The organism is Maribrevibacterium harenarium (assembly GCF_006385675.1).
In the GTDB taxonomy this organism is placed as follows: Bacteria; Pseudomonadota; Gammaproteobacteria; order Pseudomonadales; family Marinomonadaceae; genus Marinomonas; species Marinomonas harenarium.
The window spans coordinates 1-17,678 of record NZ_VFRR01000007.1 but is presented as its reverse complement, the minus strand read 5'-3'; the positions used below and the strand labels follow the sequence as shown (position 1 = coordinate 17,678).

At 49.8% G+C, this 17,678-nt stretch carries 20 protein-coding genes; 12 read left to right on the top strand and 8 right to left on the bottom strand.

Annotated features, from left to right (window positions below; translation table 11 throughout):
* Positions 1-4 precede the first annotated feature (4 nt).
* From FJM67_RS05420 to FJM67_RS05405, 4 genes are read left to right on the top strand one after another with little or no spacing between them, the layout of a single operon-like run.
* Positions 5-529 carry a DUF2878 domain-containing protein gene (locus FJM67_RS05420; RefSeq protein ID WP_140587662.1) on the top strand — a complete coding sequence of 175 codons (525 nt, stop codon included), beginning with the start codon at positions 5-7 and terminating at the stop codon, positions 527-529.
* A 29-nt stretch (positions 530-558) separates the two neighbouring features.
* Complete coding sequence (locus FJM67_RS05415; protein ID WP_140587661.1) at positions 559-1,242, top strand: hypothetical protein; 684 nt, start codon at positions 559-561, stop codon at positions 1,240-1,242.
* Positions 1,243-1,254: 12 nt separating this feature from the next.
* Positions 1,255-1,782: a DUF3833 domain-containing protein gene (locus tag FJM67_RS05410; protein WP_140587660.1), complete on the top strand. Its 528-nt coding sequence runs from the start codon at positions 1,255-1,257 to the stop codon at positions 1,780-1,782.
* 51 nt (positions 1,783-1,833) lie between these two features.
* A complete protein-coding gene (locus FJM67_RS05405) occupies positions 1,834-2,178 on the top strand; it encodes a DUF6164 family protein (protein WP_140587659.1) in 345 nt (114 codons plus the stop codon).
* Here FJM67_RS05405 and FJM67_RS05400 read toward each other — a convergent pair.
* Complete coding sequence (locus FJM67_RS05400) at positions 2,175-2,591, bottom strand: CBS domain-containing protein (RefSeq protein WP_140587658.1); 417 nt, start codon at positions 2,589-2,591, stop codon at positions 2,175-2,177. The two genes, FJM67_RS05405 and FJM67_RS05400, sit on opposite strands and share 4 nt — an antisense overlap.
* Before the next feature lie 69 nt (positions 2,592-2,660).
* Positions 2,661-3,710 (bottom strand): DMT family transporter, encoded by a 1,050-nt coding sequence (locus FJM67_RS05395; protein ID WP_235889990.1) that lies wholly within the window; start codon positions 3,708-3,710, stop codon positions 2,661-2,663.
* A 21-nt stretch (positions 3,711-3,731) separates the two neighbouring features.
* Between FJM67_RS05395 and FJM67_RS05390 the strand changes: the two genes are divergently transcribed.
* A complete protein-coding gene (locus tag FJM67_RS05390; RefSeq protein WP_235889989.1) occupies positions 3,732-4,688 on the top strand; it encodes a LysR family transcriptional regulator in 957 nt (318 codons plus the stop codon).
* A 45-nt stretch (positions 4,689-4,733) separates the two neighbouring features.
* The gene (gene rlmF, locus FJM67_RS05385; protein ID WP_407943569.1) at positions 4,734-5,738 is read left to right on the top strand and encodes a 23S rRNA (adenine(1618)-N(6))-methyltransferase RlmF; all 1,005 of its coding nucleotides are present in this window, start codon (positions 4,734-4,736) and stop codon (positions 5,736-5,738) included.
* Here the strand turns inward: rlmF and FJM67_RS05380 are convergent.
* The 4 genes from FJM67_RS05380 to FJM67_RS05365 all read right to left on the bottom strand — a co-directional run bounded on the left by FJM67_RS05380 (position 5,735) and on the right by FJM67_RS05365 (position 11,091).
* Positions 5,735-7,090 carry a DUF3482 domain-containing protein gene (locus FJM67_RS05380; RefSeq protein ID WP_140587657.1) on the bottom strand — a complete coding sequence of 452 codons (1,356 nt, stop codon included), beginning with the start codon at positions 7,088-7,090 and terminating at the stop codon, positions 5,735-5,737. The genes rlmF and FJM67_RS05380 overlap by 4 nt on opposite strands.
* 1 nt (position 7,091) lies before the next feature.
* A complete protein-coding gene (locus FJM67_RS05375) occupies positions 7,092-8,318 on the bottom strand; it encodes a DUF2868 domain-containing protein (protein WP_140587656.1) in 1,227 nt (408 codons plus the stop codon).
* A gap of 110 nt (positions 8,319-8,428) precedes the next feature.
* Complete coding sequence (gene ettA / locus FJM67_RS05370; RefSeq protein WP_140587655.1) at positions 8,429-10,090, bottom strand: energy-dependent translational throttle protein EttA; 1,662 nt, start codon at positions 10,088-10,090, stop codon at positions 8,429-8,431.
* Between the two features lie 95 nt (positions 10,091-10,185).
* Positions 10,186-11,091 (bottom strand): DMT family transporter, encoded by a 906-nt coding sequence (locus FJM67_RS05365; protein ID WP_140587654.1) that lies wholly within the window; start codon positions 11,089-11,091, stop codon positions 10,186-10,188.
* 163 nt (positions 11,092-11,254) lie between these two features.
* On the opposite strand from FJM67_RS05365, the gene nrdR reads away from it, so the two are divergent.
* The 6 genes from nrdR to nusB are packed head-to-tail and all read left to right on the top strand — an operon-like array spanning position 11,255 to position 15,681.
* Positions 11,255-11,731 (top strand): transcriptional regulator NrdR, encoded by a 477-nt coding sequence (gene nrdR, locus FJM67_RS05360; protein ID WP_140587653.1) that lies wholly within the window; start codon positions 11,255-11,257, stop codon positions 11,729-11,731.
* Positions 11,732-12,868: a bifunctional diaminohydroxyphosphoribosylaminopyrimidine deaminase/5-amino-6-(5-phosphoribosylamino)uracil reductase RibD gene (ribD, locus tag FJM67_RS05355; protein ID WP_268888260.1), complete on the top strand. Its 1,137-nt coding sequence runs from the start codon at positions 11,732-11,734 to the stop codon at positions 12,866-12,868.
* A 2-nt stretch (positions 12,869-12,870) separates the two neighbouring features.
* Positions 12,871-13,539 carry a riboflavin synthase gene (locus tag FJM67_RS05350; protein ID WP_140587652.1) on the top strand — a complete coding sequence of 223 codons (669 nt, stop codon included), beginning with the start codon at positions 12,871-12,873 and terminating at the stop codon, positions 13,537-13,539.
* A 27-nt stretch (positions 13,540-13,566) separates the two neighbouring features.
* Positions 13,567-14,706, top strand: coding sequence for a bifunctional 3,4-dihydroxy-2-butanone-4-phosphate synthase/GTP cyclohydrolase II (gene ribBA / locus FJM67_RS05345; RefSeq protein WP_140587651.1), 1,140 nt, complete (start codon positions 13,567-13,569; stop codon positions 14,704-14,706).
* A 15-nt stretch (positions 14,707-14,721) separates the two neighbouring features.
* Positions 14,722-15,201 carry a 6,7-dimethyl-8-ribityllumazine synthase gene (gene ribH / locus FJM67_RS05340; protein WP_140587650.1) on the top strand — a complete coding sequence of 160 codons (480 nt, stop codon included), beginning with the start codon at positions 14,722-14,724 and terminating at the stop codon, positions 15,199-15,201.
* Positions 15,202-15,204: 3 nt separating this feature from the next.
* On the top strand, positions 15,205-15,681 hold the full coding sequence (nusB, locus tag FJM67_RS05335) for a transcription antitermination factor NusB (RefSeq protein ID WP_140587649.1): 477 nt from the start codon (positions 15,205-15,207) through the stop codon (positions 15,679-15,681).
* An 89-nt stretch (positions 15,682-15,770) separates the two neighbouring features.
* Here nusB and FJM67_RS05330 read toward each other — a convergent pair whose 3' ends face one another.
* Together FJM67_RS05330 and FJM67_RS05325 are read right to left on the bottom strand one after the other, a co-directional pair.
* Positions 15,771-16,226, bottom strand: coding sequence for a MarR family winged helix-turn-helix transcriptional regulator (locus tag FJM67_RS05330; RefSeq protein WP_140587648.1), 456 nt, complete (start codon positions 16,224-16,226; stop codon positions 15,771-15,773).
* Positions 16,227-16,380: 154 nt separating this feature from the next.
* Positions 16,381-17,649: a TRAP transporter large permease gene (locus FJM67_RS05325; RefSeq protein WP_235889994.1), complete on the bottom strand. Its 1,269-nt coding sequence runs from the start codon at positions 17,647-17,649 to the stop codon at positions 16,381-16,383.
* Between the last annotated feature and the right edge of the window lie 29 nt (positions 17,650-17,678).

Genomic DNA, 17,678 nt, shown 5'->3' with positions numbered 1-17,678 from the left:
TCCTATGAAAGCCCTCTACAGCGCTTTGGCATTTCAGGTTGTTTGGCTGGTGTCCGTATTGGGAGGCAACGGCTGGGCGCTGCTGTCGACCGGGCTTTATTTATTACTCCATTGGCGTTATTTCATGGAAACGTCACGGGAATGGCGCTTAATTGGTGTGTTTTTGCTAGCCGGCCTCATTATTGATGGTGTATTGATCGGACAGGGCGTGATTCGCTTAGGTCCCGACTGGGCATCCTCCATTTGGTTGCTACCACCCCTCTGGCTGTTATGTCTTTGGGTGGCGGTGGGTACCTTATTTAGCCATGCCTTGTGCTGGGCACGTCAGCAACCTTGGTTATTAGCGGGGGCTGCTTTTGTTGGTCCACCGTTAAGCTATTTGGGTGGCGCTCGCCTCACTGGAGCAAATTTAGCCGAGCCATTGTGGTTTTCGTTATTGTTACTTGGGGTGGTGTGGATGCTGGTGCTGTTGGGTGGCAATTACCTCGCCACCAAGTGGCTCGATCGAAGTTTGGTGCAAGCAAAGTAACCGCATTCAAAAAATAGACAGGTGATGTTGTGAAACAGGTTAGCTTTAGTGTATTTGCATTGAGTTTAAGTGTTGCTAGCAACGCAGCGGTAGTTGGTTTGGCCTATGATCTAAAAACGGGGGAGTTGATCTACACAGAAACCCACGCCTACGATGCCCCTTACCACACGGTAGAGTACCACGACCCCAAAGGCGCTTTGTTCGCAACCAAACTGCTGGATTATCGCGATTCCAGCCATGCACCTGCCTTTGAGCAAATCAACCAGCTTCGCGGCGAAGTGATCCGCACCAAGGTGGACGGATCTACTTTGACGCTAAGTTATCAGGCTAGCAGCGATACCAAAGTGGATAACGCCACTTTCCCGATCACCAATAACCTCATCGTTGACGCCGGCTTTGATCAGTACGTGAAAGCCAATTGGCAGCAGCTATCTGAGGGTAAACCTCTAGAGATTGATTACCTAGTACCAAGCCGTGCATCGGTGGTGCCCTTTTCCGTTGGCGCGGTAGATTGCTTGGCGCGGACACCGGCCCAAGCCCGCTGTTTTGCCATTACGCCCGAAGCTTGGTGGCTACGCATGATCGTCGACCCCATCATCATTGCTTATGACGACACGCCACGACTGCTACGTTTTACCGGCCGGGGCAATATTGCCAACCAAGATGGCGCTTACCAAAGCGTCGATATTTTTTATCAATACGAAGAGAATTAATCGGAGCCCCTTATGCGCTTGCTTGTGATCGCCTTTCTGTCGTGGATGTTGGTGGCTTGTTCCAGCCCCTCCATTGATCAATACGCTAATAATGAACCAAAGTTCGATGTGACTGAGTTCTTTAATGGCAAGCTCACCGCCCATGGCATTCTAAAAGACCGTGGTGGCAATGTGATTCGCTACTTCAATGCCGACCTAGTGGGTAGTTGGGAGCAAGGTGCTGGTACCTTAGATGAGTGGTTTGTGTTTGATGACGGCGAGCGCCAACGTCGTACCTGGACGCTCACACCTCAAGGCGCAAATGCGTATTCCGCTACCGCAGGAGATGTCACCGGTACGGGGCAGTTACGCACCAGTGGTAATGCGTTGTTTATGAATTATGTGCTGCAAATCCCCTATGACGGCGATACCTTGGAAGTTGCCGTAGACGATAAAATGTATCTCGTAAATCCTACTACCGTGATTAACGAATCCATTCTTACCAAGTTTGGTTTTGAAGTGGGTTACCTAACTTTGGTAATTCAACAAACGGCTGACTAGGCAACCGCTTAATTTCTCTGGTAGGCTTGCCCGCCTGTAGAGGAGTAACCCGTGGCCCAGTTAGTATTTCGTTTAAAAAACGTCCCCGATGAAGAGGCGGATGATATTCGTGGCTTGTTAGCAGAGCATGAAATCGAGTTCTACGAAACTAGCGCGGGCCGTTGGCAGATCTCTATGGCGGGTATTTGGGTAAAGGACAAAGAGCAAGCGGCAAAAGCGCGGGAGCTAATCGCCGCCGATCAAGCACAGCGAGCTGCGGCGGCTCGTCCAATCACGGGTTTAGATTGGCTTCGTGGAACCTTAGCCCATGCCCGTGAAAATCCGGTAGAGTTTCTTTTTACTTTACTCGCCATCGCTATGGTGTTGGGACTATCCCTGTTCCCATTTTGGCTTTAAGCCGGAGAAGTGTGCTCGTGGGTACGCAGCAACGCCTTGGTAATGTGGCTGCGGGTAATGATGCCTACTAAGCGATCATCTTCCACCACCGGGTAAACCTTAGGCTTTTGCTCTAGCATCATCTTTGCCACTTGCATGACTTGCAGCTCTGGGCTGATTGCCGCCGTTTTCTTTTGCATGACACTATCAACGCGACCGGCACGTTGGCCGTAATACACCGCTTGTAGCAAGGCTGGCAGCAAATCTTGTTCGGACACAAAACCCACTAGACGACCATGTTGGTCAGCTACAGGCAGCCCCGGTAATTTGTGCTCGGCTAAGGCGTGAGCACAATCGTGAATGGACGTCTCTGGATGTACATAAAATTTGTCCCAAGACATGACATCACGAACAGTGAGCGCATCTATGCTCATATAAATCCCCCTTATTACGTCTGGGTGTTTTCCATGAGTCTATGCAATTTTTCGCCACTTGTCCCAACTTTATGTCAGCGTTTTGGTTTCCGCCGTCAATTGTATCGCTGCCGCTCGGCGGTTTGCTTGTTTGGCGAACTGGACACTCAGGAGCTGTACCGTAATAGCGGCACTCACCACTAAGCCCATGCCGAACAGACTCAAACTATCTGCATGGGAAGAAGTAATAACCTCGGGCCACCAACTTAGGCTGACACTTACTTCCGTCAGAATAAAGGCAGCGATGGGGGTAAGCGCCACTGCCGCACTCACCTGGACGGTCTGCCAGTAGCGCATCGCTTGGGCGAATGCACCGTAAGCAATCACCGTATTAAGACAGCAAAAACCCGCGATCAGCATATCTGTGGTAGACATAAGGACGAGCTCGGCTGGATGGGTAAATGGCAGCATGACCACCAGTGCAAACAGGTAAATAGCTAATAGAATATTGGCAGAGGACAAACGGTGATATAGCGATTTTTGCAAAAGGGCATACACACACCAGCTTGCCGCAGAAACCTGAACAATCCCAAAGCCAAGGGCAATGGTGCTGCTATCGCCGGGCAGATCGCCCCTCAGTACGGGATGAAAGAAAATGATCATCCCGGCAGCCAGTACTGCAAAGCACAGCCACTGCTGCCAACGGACTTGTTCTTTTAGAAAAATGAGGCTTCCTAAAGCGAGCAATAAAGGTGACGTTTGGAAACTTAACTGGGCGCTCCCTGGATGCATAAAGTCTAGGCTCCAAGCAAACAAGGTATAGTTGACGATCAAAAAGCTGCCCGCAGCAAATAAACGCAGCCAATGATTGCGACTCAAGGAACGAAATTCCCCCAGCTTTCCCCGCTGCCATTGCCATAACAGCAAGATGGCTCCTGCCACAGTGAAGCGTAACCAAGTGAGTGTAATAGGGTCAGAAAAACCGCCCGATAGTTTTAGAGCGATGGGTAACATGCCCCAAAACAGCACGGTTATGCTGCTAAAAAATAAACCTAGACAAAAGAAACTTGCTGCTGTCGCCATAAATACCCCCTGCTTGCCATCGTTGGCATCATGACCTTTTGCAAAATGAGTATCCAATGCATAATAGACCTAAGCATTATGACTAAAGCGAGAAATGCTATGCTGCCAACAGGGATTCAACATTTGGACTTAAAAAGCCTCACAGGGCTGCTGTATTTGTTGGAAGAGTGTAATGTGGGGCGCGCCGCAGATCGTTTGTTTATTACCCAATCTGCCATGAGTCGTTTACTGAATCGTTTGCGTGATGCCTTTGCCGATCCATTATTTATTCGTACCAGTAAAGGTATGGTGCCCACTGCCAAGGCGATCGCCCTAGAAGCTCCGGTGCGGGCCATGCTTGAACAAATGGCGAGCCTACACACGATTCGGCCATTTCACCCGGCCACCAGTGATCGTACCTTTCGGCTACAAACAACCCATTATCAAGCCCAAGCCTATGTGCCGGAAATCGCATCCCGTTTCTATCGGCAAGCCCCCCAAGCCTCATTGGAAACCGCGACGGTAGGGGAAATTAGCTTGTTACAGCAAAGCGAAGCCAATATCGATGCGGTGCTCTGTTCTGAATATATTCAGGTGCCACCGCACTTTGAACGCATGCTACTGGGTCGGGAGAAATTTTGTTGTGTGATGGCAAAAGATCACCCACTGGCACAGCAAGAGCAAATTACCTTAGATGATTACTTAAGCTACAGCCATGTGTTGGTAAACATGGGGGGCGGGGCACGCATATTTAGTAACGACGCCCTCGGCGAACGGGCACGGGAGCGCCGCTTTGCGTTTAAGACGCCACATTTTTTAGCCGCCTTAGAAACCGTCGGGCGTACACAACTCTTACTGAGTACCAGTGGTTTGTTATCGCAACGCTTTGCCCAACAATTTGGCTTAGCGATTCGCCCATTGCCGTTTCATTTTGCGGATACCCACTATTATTTGGCGTGGCCGAAGGCCTTAACAGCGGATGCGGGTGGCGACTGGTTGCGACAACTGTGTGCTCAAGTGGTGCGGGATCTGATCCCGCACCCGGAGCCTGTGTGAAAAAAATCGGGTATACTGGTTTCTTTTTGCGATAACACAAAGCACATGGTCAAAAAAACGGGTCACACAGCAGCGATGAAGAACCACAAGGGGCGAACCGCCAAGGGTAAAGAAAAGCTACGTTTACACCCGCGTAATCCACATCGTGCCCGTTATAATTTCCCGCTATTGGCTGATTCCTGCCCAGAGTTGGCGCCCTTCGTAAAAACCAACCAATACGGTAACCAAACCATAGATTTTGCTGACCCTAATGCGGTTAAAGCGCTCAATAAGGCCCTATTGAACCACTTTTATGGTGTGACTTTCTGGGACATTCCGGAAGGCTATCTGTGTCCACCAATTCCAGGGCGAGCGGATTACATCCACTATCTGGCTGATTTATTGGCGGATAGCAATGGTGGTCATATTCCTCGGGGTAAACAAGTGCGTGTGCTGGATGTGGGAACCGGGGCTAACTGTGTGTACCCCATTGTGGCAACCAAGGAGTACGGTTGGCATTTGGTTGGCTCTGACGTAAACCCTATTGCGATTGGTGCAGCAAGCGCCATTTTGCAAGCCAATGCGAGTCTGAAAAAACGCATTCAGTTACGCCAACAGACCGACGAATCCCATATTTTTCAAGGCGTTTGGGAAAACGACGATTATTTCGACCTGACTTTGTGTAATCCACCGTTTCACGCCAGCGAAGCCACCATGGCTAGTGAGAATCGTCGTAAATGGCGAGGCTTGAAAGGGGATGACACAGCGGAAGTGACGCTGAACTTTGGCGGACAGTCAAAAGAACTTTGGTGTGACGGCGGAGAAGTGGGCTTTTTGTTGCGTATGATTGATGAAAGCGTGCCAGTAGGACAGCGTTGCCTTTGGTTCACGTCCCTAGTCGCCCGCAAGGACAATTTAGCGCCGCTGCAACAGCGTTTGCAGCAGGTCGGTGCGAAACAGGTGCGTATCATCGAAATGGCACAGGGGCAGAAAATCAGCCGCTTTATTGCCTGGTCGTTTTTTGATAACGCTGAACAGCAGGCTTGGTGTCAGCTGCGCTGGAAGAGTTAAGCCAGCAACTGTTCCAGTACTTGCCTTAGTTTACGTATTGTCGGGTGTTGATAGTCAATCGGTTGCTGATACCAATTTAGATGCTGCCCAATCTTGCTTAGCTGGCGATCCAATTCTTGCTGTAACGGTGGCGTTAAGGTTTCTTGCTCTAAGCCTTGCGGCAGTTGGTAAGGAGTCTGACTAGCATGTCCTCGATGATGGAAATGGCGCAATACGGCGACTCCTCGCATACACAATAGCAACAGAGTCGGGTGGTCAATGCGAATCAAACAGCGTCCAGTAAGGCGCGTCATCAGGGCATCTTTGTAAGTTTTTCCTGTCTGCCAGCCGGCACCAACTAAGGCTCCAATGGTGGTCGCCGTGCCCAACGATAATCCTGCCGATAAGATATCAATGCCTGCTCCAATAGCAGCTCCTGTAGTGGCATAGGTAGCGCTGTTGACGCCCCATTTTTTTAGGGTATCCGGGGCAAATAAGTCATGTTGCCATTGTTCTTTTTGAACCGCTAGCTCGCTGCTCTGTAAGTCTGCTTGGTGGAAATCGTAAAGCGTCAGAATAGCGTTAAGGTAACCTTGTTCCCGTTCCCGAATATGTTGCTGGAAAAACTCTCGTTTACCTCGGGAAATAGGATAATCGTTGCTGACTAAGCGATAGGTGGCGCAGTCGATCAAGAGTCTTAGTAGCTGCTGCAGGCCTAGCTCTTGGCGCTGTTCGGCTTGCCGTTGACGTTCTTCGCTGAGACGTTGTATTTCCTCGTAAGCATCGGGTAGCAAGCTTTGTAGTGCCTGATACAGGCGCTTTTCATCTTCAAAATAAAACGCCACCGTATCGTATTTGATGATTGTGTGATGGTGCCTAGTTGCCAGTAGACTCTTCCACTCATTGAGTTTGTTGTCGCTGCCATGACTAAAGTTCAGTATCGGCACAATGGGTTTATTCGCCAGCGCTAACAAGCTCAGCTCGTCTTGGTATTTGCCCAAGGGGGCTTGACGGGCATCTATCACATACAAAATCAAATCGCATTGGGATAGCTGGCGAATCACTTTGTGCTCTTGGCTATATTCGTCGGCAAATACCGGGGCGTCGAATAATTGCGTGAGCTTGGTTAGCCCAGAATCTGTACATTTGCTGCCTTGATAGGCATCCCATAGGCCGATGGAATCTTCTAACCCCGGCGTGTCCACGAGAGTGAGGTATTCTTGACCATTGATAGTCAAGGAAACCTCTTCAACATGGCGTGTAGTGCCAGCATAGTCGGCCACTTCACCAAAGTCTGCGCTACGTAACAAAGTTCGAATCAGCGAGGTTTTGCCGGTGTTGGCATGACCAACTATCAGTAAACGAATAGGCATCTTAGTTCTCCTGAGTCTCGCTGAACCGGTACAAGCGCGCTGGTGCAACACTCAATTGGCATAGTAGCTGTTGCCAAGCGAGCTGATAGGGACGATTGGCTAGCACAAATACCATATCGTCATGTTGTGATACCTGTTGCAGAAACCGGCGGCTTCCGCGATCAGGAGCGGTGGTACAAGGCAACAACATCATGACTGGCTCTTTGGTTTGAGCTAAAAAATCGAGGCAGGTCTGTTGTTCGTCGCGATTGTTAACCGCGCTGTAGGCTAAGTGGCGTAATTCTGTTGGTACATCATCTTGCCATTCGAAGCTGAATAAACCGCCATGGCTGGGAATGCTGGTTAGAGGTAAGAGTTCTGCTCCTTGGGGCGGATGATTTGGATTAGCTGGTGGCGCCGTATCCGGATCGAGAACTTGGTGATGCCACTGCTGGTGGTAGCTCGCAAGTGTCTTTGAGCGCAGGTAGCGCCGTTTGGTGGTGACATATAACCCAGTACATAAGAGCCATAAGAAGACTCGAGGCAGCACGCCATACAGCACCACGCAAACCAACAACCAGACGGCCCACAGTAGGCGTATTTCTTGGCTTTGTTCGCTACCTAACTGGCTGTGAGTAAGCGCCTGAGCAGATGGCTCGGCTAAGCCAAACCAGCCCGGAATAATGCTTAATGCATGGGTTAGTGCTAAAAAGTGTGACTCATTCAGCAGCGTGGTTTCCCAATAAAAAGAGACCTGATTGAAGCTGAGATAGAGCGCAAAAGTGACGCTGCCAACCAGTAGATAAATGAACCAAAAACCGTGGGTGACGGATGCGGCTAGCCATTGTCCGTAGGGATTCTGAAAAATGTAGCCAACCAAACACTGTTGGGTAGAAGGGCTTTTCGATACTTCGATAAAAGGAATTTTCGTTGCCAGTTTCGCTCCCCATTGGCAGAGCTCATAAATGGGACTGGGGTGTTTGGCTAAGGAGTAGAGCCATAGCAACAAACTGAAGAAGTTGGGCGCGAGAAGTAGGAACAGCAAGATAAAAATATTGCCTTGGTTGTCACCAGCACGAAATACTGCCAAGTTCGCACTGATACCGAGAAAGATGGCGACGGCCATCAGCCCCCAAGCCACATAGCGAAAGCGCTGCCATAGGACTAGATATTCTTGATAAAGGTTGGGCTCAGCCGCTAACCCCTGACGGCTGACATAATCTCTGAGATGTTCCTGTTCCGCTTGCATGCAAACTTGCTCTTGTGATTATTGCGCACACATCATAGCAGGACTTTCCCTGTCGATGTAAACAAAAACGCCCAGCAAATGCTGGGCGTTTGTTATCGATCAAAACCGAATTAAGCGTCGATTCTCTTGTACTTAATACGGGTTGGCGTCGCATCTTTACCGGTACGAGCTTTGTAATCCACTTCGTATTCTTGGTAGTTACCTTCAAAGAATACGACTTTCGAATCACCCTCGTAGGCTAGGATGTGAGTAGCAACTCGGTCAAGGAACCAACGGTCGTGGGAAATCACAATCGCTGAGCCAGGGAAAGCGAGTAGCGCTTCCTCTAGGGCGCGCAAGGTTTCCACGTCTAGGTCGTTGGTCGGTTCGTCCAATAGCAAAACGTTGCCGCCTTCTTTCAACAACTTGGCTAGGTGAAGACGGTTACGCTCACCACCGGACAAGTGTTTTACTAGCTTCTGTTGGTCAGAGCCTTTGAAGTTGAAACGGCCAATATAGGCACGGGAAGGTACTTTCCAGTTGTTTACCGTGATCATGTCCTGACCATCGGAGATTTCTTCGAATACGGTCTTCTCGCCGTCCAGCTCACGCATCTGATCAACGTAAGCCAGTTGTACCGTTTCACCGATTGTTACCGTACCGGTATCTGGTTGCTCGATGCCGGCAATCATTTTGAACAGGGTTGATTTACCGGCACCGTTCCCACCGATAACACCCACGATCGCACCTGGTGGCACGACCATGTTGAAGTCTTCTACCAACATGCGGCCATCGAAACCTTTGGAAACATTTTCGATCTCGATGACTTTGTTACCCAAACGTGGGCCAGGTGGAATGTACAACTCGTTGGTTTCGTTACGCTCTTGGAACTCACGGGAGTTCATTTCTTCAAAGCGTGCTAGACGAGCTTTAGACTTAGATTGGCGGCCCTTGGCATTCTGACGTACCCATTCCAACTCAGACTTAATAGCTTTGTTGTGAGCTGCTTGTTGCTTGGCTTCCATCTCTAGGCGGGCATTTTTTTGCTCCAACCAAGAAGAGTAGTTACCTTCGTATGGAATGCCGTGACCACGGTCTAGTTCAAGAATCCAGCCTGCGGCGTTATCCAAGAAGTAACGGTCGTGAGTAATGGCTACCACGGTACCGGGGTAATCTTTCAGGAAGCGTTCCAACCAAGCGACGGATTCGGCATCCAAGTGGTTGGTTGGTTCGTCCAGCAGAATCATATCTGGTTTTTCTAGCAACAAACGACATAGGGCAACACGGCGACGCTCACCACCAGATAGGTGTTCGACACTGGCATCCCAAGGTGGCAGACGTAGTGCATCGGCGGCTACTTCCAAAGCACGATCGAGATTATGGCCGTCTTTAGCAGTGATCAGGTTTTCTAGCTCACCTTGTTCTTTGGCAAGGGCATCGAAATCCGCATCTGGGTCAGCATATGCCGCATAAACCTCATCCAAGCGCACAAGGGCTTGTTTTACGTCAGCAACCGCTTCTTCGACGATACCGCGCACGTCTTTGCTGTTATCTAGCTCTGGCTCTTGGGGCAAGTAGCCGATCTTGATACCCGGCATAGGGCGGGCTTCACCGTTATATTCTTTATCCACGCCAGCCATGATGCGCAATAGGCTGGATTTACCTGAGCCGTTTAGACCCAAGACACCGATCTTGGCACCGGGGAAGAAAGAAAGGGAAATGTCTTTAAGAATTTCGCGTTTTGGCGGAACGATCTTGCCCACGCGATTCATACTGTATACAAACTGTGCCATAAGGTTCTGTCTGTTCCTGAGTTGAGTGAATCGATCAAGCCATCAAGGACTTAATCTAAAGCGAAAAATATGGCCTTAGCATAGCACAACAAGTGCTAATGCAGAATAATCCCCGCAGCGCCGCAAACCACCAAAATGGCCCCTAACCAAGCACCAAGGGCGGGGCGTTGTTTTGTAGTGAGCCAGAGTCCCGGCAAGATTAATACGGGCACCGTGGCAGACAAGGTAGTGACTAAGCCAACATCGGCGTTGCCGACCCCCCACACCAATACACTCATGCCGATCACCATCCCTACAGTGGCGACGACCATTAAACGCAGCCATAAGTGTAATGGCATTTCGAGCGGTCGTATGGTTTGTCCCGTAGATTGTGAAGCGCTAAAAAAACGGTAAGCGGTTACCAATGCTAGTGCTCCTGCGCTTACTCGTATGGCTGACGCTAAGATCGGATCAACGCCAGCTAAAAGTGCAGGTTTGGCGAGTAAAGCTCCGCTGGCTTGGCAGAGGGCAGCGGTTAGCGCAATGGCGATAGCAACACTGAGAGAGCCCTTGGTATTTTCCCATTCGTGGGTTTGACCTTTGCGCCCAAATAAAATAGCGATGATAACGCCGATCAGCACCACGCCACAAAACAGCAGTTCCCAGCCAGAAAGGCTTTCCCCCAGAAACAGCCATGCCAGCAAGATCGAAAAGGGAGCATTCATGGCAAATAACACCCCAGCGCGGCGGGGGCCAATACGGTTCACGGCACTGAACAAACAATTGTCCCCAATAAAAATACCGATGACCCCAGACAGCAGCAGTAGTGGTAAGAATGGCGTCAAGGTCTGCCACTCAATATTCCCCGTGTAGCTAATTAACCATAGTGCCAAGGCGGCAAAACTAATACGTAAGGTATTAAAACGCAGTGTGCCAAGGTGAGCGATCAGCTTGGGTGCGAGCAAGCTTGAAATAGTCCAGCACAACGCAGCGACTAGACCAGATAATTCGGCAAACGGCATCGTTGAAAAGCTCCATGGCAGCGGGCGAAAAAGCCATTCCCAAGCGCGTTACTGTTGGGCTTTAGTAGCCATAAGGGGCAGGGGTTGGTATCATTCAAGGACAATTTCAGTCCCTCAAGTTGGGCTGCTATCGTACGCAAATTTGCCAATTATTGGAACCAACATGCGCTGTCCTTTTTGTGGTACGCAAGATACCAAAGTTCTCGATTCTCGTCTGGTTTCCGAAGGGGCGCAGGTGCGTCGTCGGCGTGCTTGTAGTCACTGTCAGGAACGTTTTACTACCTTTGAAGTTGCCGAGCTGCAAATGCCGAAATTGATCAAAAATGACGGTAGCCGTGAAGCCTTTGACGAAGACAAACTGCGCTCTGGGATTCTCAAAGCGCTGGAAAAACGCCCAGTTAGCACTGAAGCCATTGAAACCGCCATTACCCACGTCAAAGAACGCTTGCAAGCTACTGGGGAACGGGAATTGCCCTCTCGGGTCATTGGTGAGGCGGTGATGGAAGCACTCAAAGGTTTAGATCAAGTGGCCTATGTGCGTTTTGCGTCGGTATACCGCAGCTTCAAAGATATCAGCGAGTTTCGTGACGAGATCGACCGTCTAGAAAACAGCAATAACACCCCGCCTCAGGAGAACTAAGTGGCTAATCACTCTGAATTTATGGCGCAGGCGATTCGTTTAGCGAAACAAGGCTTGCGTACCACTCACCCAAATCCGCGGGTGGGTTGTGTACTGGTGAAAGACGGTCAAGTCATTGGCTCAGGCTTCCACAAGGTCGCCGGGGAAGGTCATGCCGAAGTCAATGCCTTGGCTAATGCCGCTGCTGACGTGACAGGGTCCACGGCTTACGTCACCCTTGAACCCTGTAGTCATCAAGGCAAAACACCTCCTTGCGCCGATGCCTTAATCAAAGCAGGTGTTGCCTGTGTAGTGTTTGGTATGCAAGACCCCAACCCAGAAGTGGCTGGTCGTGGTCTGGCGAAGCTGCGTGATGCAGGCATCGAAGTGATTGGTCCGGTTCTTGAAACAGAATGTCGTGCTCTTAATCCTGGATTTATCAAACGCATGGAAGAGGGCTTGCCCTTTGTCCGCGTGAAGCTTGCCATGAGCCTAGATGGCCGCACTGCAATGGAATCAGGAGAGAGCCAATGGATTACCGGCCCTGAAGCCCGGTTAGATGTACAGCGCCTGCGAGCTCAATCCAGTGCCATTGTCACCGGTATTGGCTCGGTCATTATGGATGACCCGAGCATGACAGTTCGTATCGATGCCCAAGATCAGCTGTGCAAGCCGGATCAAGTTCGTCAGCCGCTACGGGTCATTATGGATACCGCCCTGTCGGTGCCACCTGAAGCCAAAATTCTGTACCCAACCAACCAAGTTTGTGTGTTCTTCGATGAGGAAGAAGCTGAGCCTGAACATGTTGCCCTACTGACTCAGAAAGGAGTGGCGTTACGTCCTCTCCCGCTGGGAGAAGATGGCCGTTTAGATTTGGTTGAAGCCATGGGACAGTTAGCGGATGAGGGCATTAACGAGGTATTGGTAGAAACCGGAGCGGAACTTGCAGGTGCCTTTTTACTGGCAGGTTTAGTGGATGAGCTAGTGGTCTATATGGCACCGAAGCTACTGGGTTCAGAAGCCCGCCCGCTACTACGCTTGCCGATCGAGAACATGGCAGAGGCGGTCAACCTTGACCTAGTGGATGTACGCAAAATCGGTGCGGATCTGAAGCTGGTTTACGTGCCAAACTACGATGATGAGGAAGACGACGCTTAATTATGTTTACCGGAATTATTGAAGCTGTCGGTGAGGTGGCGCAAAGTCAACGTAAAGGCGGCGACATAAGCCTAAAAGTCCGTACCGGAAAATTGGATATGAGCGATGTGAATCTAGGTGACAGTATCGCTACCAATGGCGTTTGCCTAACTGTGACCCGGCTGGAAGGCAATGCCTACTGGGCAGATGTGTCAGCGGAAACTTTGGCTCATACGACCTTGAGCCATTGGCAAGTGGGGCAGGCAGTGAACTTAGAAAAAGCCCTGACGCCACAGTCTCGTTTAGGGGGGCATTTGGTCAGTGGTCATGTGGATGCAGTGGGTGAAATCACCGCAATTTGGCCCGATGCGCGCTCGATCCGCTATAAGATCAAAGTATCTGCCCCATTAATGCGCTATATTGCATTGAAAGGCTCCATCACGGTAGACGGCACAAGTCTTACGGTTACTGGGGTAGACGACGATGAGTTTGAACTCAGTATCGTCCCCCATACCGCTGCCCAAACTATTATGCGTCACTACCAGGTGGGGCAGCAGGTGAATGTGGAAGTGGATCAGATTGCCCGTTATTTAGAACGACTGCTGCAACCTGTAGCAACGTCGACCGAGAGCAAATCGTCCCTGACTCAGGCTTGGTTAGCTGAACAAGGTTTTGGCGACCGTCGCCGTTAACAAGAACAAATACCCATAGGTAAGACAATGGCATTAAATACCATCGAAGAAATCTTGGCGGATATGCGTCAAGGCAAAATGGTCATTCTGATGGATGACGAAGATCGAGAAAATGAAGGCGACCTGATTGTCGCCGCCGAATGCATTACCCCTGAAATCGTGAATTTTATGGCGGTTCACGCCCGTGGTTTGATCTGTTTAACCCTAACCCAACAGCGTTGCGAACAATTGAATTTGCCGCTGATGGTAAATAACAATGGTACGGTGTACAGCACTAACTTTACCCTATCTATCGAAGCCGCCGAAGGCGTGACCACCGGTATTTCGGCAGCTGATCGCGCTTTAACCATTAAGCGTGCCGTCGCTGCCAATGCTCAGCCGAAAGATATTGTGCAACCAGGACATGTGTTCCCATTAATGGCTCGTCCTGGTGGTGTGTTAAGCCGTGCTGGTCATACCGAAGCGGGTTGTGATTTAGCTCGTATGGCAGGCTATGAGGCGGCTTCTGTTATTGTGGAAATCATCAATGACGATGGAACTATGGCCCGTCGCCCAGATTTGGAAAAGTTTGCCGAGAAACACGGCATAAAAATTGGTACAATCGCGGATCTGATCCATTACCGCACCCTAAACGAAACGACTGTGCAGCGCGAGAGCGAGCAAACGGTGACCACCGAAGTGGGTGACTTCAACTTGATTACCTATCGGGATACTGTACAAGGCCTTAGTCATCTTGCCTTTGTGAAGGGCGAGCTTAACTCTGAAGAGCCGACTTATGTACGGGTACACGTACGCGACCCAGCCCGTGATGTGGCAGGTATTACGGTCGCTGGTGGGGAACCCAAATGGTCGATGCTTGGCGCGTTAGACTACATTGCCAAGCAAGGTAGTGGTGTGGTGGTATTGGTTGATTCAGCGGATAAACCAACAGATTTGGCAGAAAGTTTTTCTGTTAGCTTGAATCCACCGGCAGGAAAAGGTGCAGATAAGAGCGGCTCTGGTACTTACCTAACGGTAGGGACTGGCTCCCAGATTTTACGTGATCTTGGTGTGCGCCAAATGCGCCTACTTAGTTCACCACGCAAGTTTTCGGTTACGGGTTTTGATTTAGAAACCGTAGAATTTATTCCCTACAAAGGTGCGCCTGTGCGTGCCGATGAATTGTAAGAGTTAGAGGCAGATATGAGCGAGATTACCACTTACGAAGGTCACTTTGCCGCACCTGGAGCGAAGTTCGCCCTCGTTGTTGGCCGCTTCAACAGCTACATTGTTGAAAGTTTAAAAGAGGGTGCGATCGATACCCTGTACCGTCACGGTATCAAAAAAGAAGACATTACTGTGATTTATGCACCAGGTGCATTTGAGATCCCAGTGGTAGTGAAAAAAGTTGCTGACCAGGGCAAATACGATGCGATCATCGCTCTCGGTGCTGTAATTCGCGGTGGTACACCACACTTTGAATATGTAGCCGGTGAATGTGTCAAAGGCCTTGGTCAGTTGGCGCTACAATATGGTATTCCTGTGTCTTTTGGCGTGTTGACCGTCGATACGATTGAGCAAGCCATTGAGCGTGCTGGTACCAAAGCGGGTAACAAAGGTGGTGAAGCAGCGCTTTCGGCATTGGAAACCGTTGCCGTATTGCGTGAGTTGGAAGGCCAATAATCGATGAGTGAGCAAGATAAAGCGAACAAGCCGAAAAAACCTTCGCGCTCCCAATTACGCAGCGCTTCCCGTAGCTTTGCCTTACAGGCAATCTACCAGTGGCAATTAAATCATGGCCCAGTCAATGAAATCGAAGCGCAGTTTGCTATCGAACAAGACTTGGCTTCTTGCGATAAACTCTACTTCCGTGAGTTGTTGCAAGGAGTGACTCGTAAAGCGAAGGAGCTTGATGGTCACTTTCAGCCCTTTCTTGACCGCCCATTAGCAGAGTTAGATGCAATTGAGCTTGCGACACTGCGTATCGGTGCTTACGAGTTAGTTGAGCGTCTTGATGTGCCGTACCGTGTTGCCATCAACGAAGGCGTTGAGCTAGCCAAATCCTTTGGCGCTACCGAAAGCCATAAATATGTAAATGGTATTTTGGATAAATTGGCTCAGCGTGTGCGTCGTGAAGAGATTGCTGCCCGTCGCAATAGCTAAACCAAAAGCGCTTGATCTGCCAAATATAAAAAAACCAGAGTCTTGAACAGGCTCTGGTTTTTTTATTGATCGCTGAGATTTATTAGAGATTATTTGGCAAGTCGTTCCAATACATCCAATAACCACAAACGCTCATCTTCGTCTTTTAGGCGTTTGGCCATTTCATTCTCGTAACTGGTTACACGCTCAACTAACGTAGCGAAAAACTCTGTACCATGCTCGGTCATAAACAACGCATAGGAGCGACGGTCATTTTTAGCCGGGCGGCGTTCGAGTAGATTTTTATGCTCTAGTTTATCGACTGCGGCCACCATGGCGGAACGGTCATTGCCAAGCACTTGGGCTACTGCTGTTTGAGTGAGTCCTGGGTTACGCTCTACGATCGCTAATACAGCAAATAGACCTGGAGAAATGCCCAGATCAGAGCACACTTCAGCAAATTTAGAGAAGAAATTCATTTGCGCCCGGCGTAGGCGATAACCTAAGAATTCATTGAGCACGCCAAAATCAATGCTCTGATCATTACTCTTATTGTCATCTTGCATGAGATATCCTAACTTCGCGGCTTTTATGAAAGCGTGTAATTGTAATACAAGCCTGAGTTTCGATGAACTGCAAAACTGTTATTAGATGAAATTGTTAAAAAATAGGGGGTAAGTTTACCCCCCCAAATTTAATTGCTAGCTGGAGCCTGAGCAATTAACCGATAGCGTGCACTAAGCCCAAGGTGATGCTTGGGAAGAGCACCAATAACGCAACGCGCACAAAGTCTGAAAGCAGGAAGGGAACGACTCCTTTAAAGCATTCTTTCAATGGTAAAGACTGGTCGAATGACTTAATGATAAAGATGTTCATACCCACCGGCGGTGTAATTAGACCGACTTCGACCACCACCAAGGCGATAATGCCAAACCAAATCCCCAAATCCGCCGCCGGAATACCGAAATCCATCGCCATAATGATGGGAAAGTAGATCGGAATCGTTAACAAAATCATCGCTAAACTATCTAGGAAACAGCCCATGATCAGGTAGGTGATCAGCATCACCACCAAAATGGTATAGGGTGACAAGCCTGAATTGGTGAGCAGCTCCACCCCAACATCTGGCAGTTTAGACAGAGCGATAAATACGCTGAACACGTCGGCACCCAGTACGATGAAGAAGATCATCGCCGAAGACACTGCAGTCTTCACTAAACTGGAAATGAATCCTTCCATACGCATTTTGCCATGAGTGACAGCCAAAATAGCGGTGAGTACCACACCAACAGACGCCGCTTCGGTAGGGGTGAAAATCCCCATATAAATGCCACCAAGTACGATCAAGAAGATGGTCGTGATGTGCCAAACATCCTTAGTGGAGCGAATTTTTTGCGCCCAGGTAGTTTTTTCACCCCGTGGGCCCGCTTCTGGGTATAGGCGCACATAAATAGCGATGGTCAACATGTAGCCAGCCGCCGCTAAGAATCCGGGAATAAAGGCGGCAATAAACATTTTCGAAATGTTCTGCTCGGTCAATACTGCAAAGATAATCAGCACCATCGAAGGTGGAATCAAAATACCTAAGGTGCCACCCGCCGCTAATGAACCAGCCGCCAAGCTGCCGGCATAATTCAAACGACGCATCTCGGGTAAAGCCACTTTACCCATGGTCGACGCGGTTGCTAGGGATGAACCACAAATGGCATCAAACGCGGCGCAGCCCGCGACAGCAGCCATGGCGATACCGCCTTTTTGACGCCCTACCCAAGTGTTACAAGTACGAAATAACTGGGTCGTAATCCCTGAGCGGGTGGCCAGCTCACCCATTAGCAAAAACAAGGGGACCACTGACAAATCGTAGCTAGAGAATTTAGCGACCGGAGACGTACCTAAATACTCTAATAGAGCAGGCATGCCGCAGCTGCGTATTTCGGGATGATCGAGCCAGCGATTTCGGTATGAGTCAGCCACCCATTTCGGTATCATCTGGCCACTGATTTCGGCATGAGTCGGCC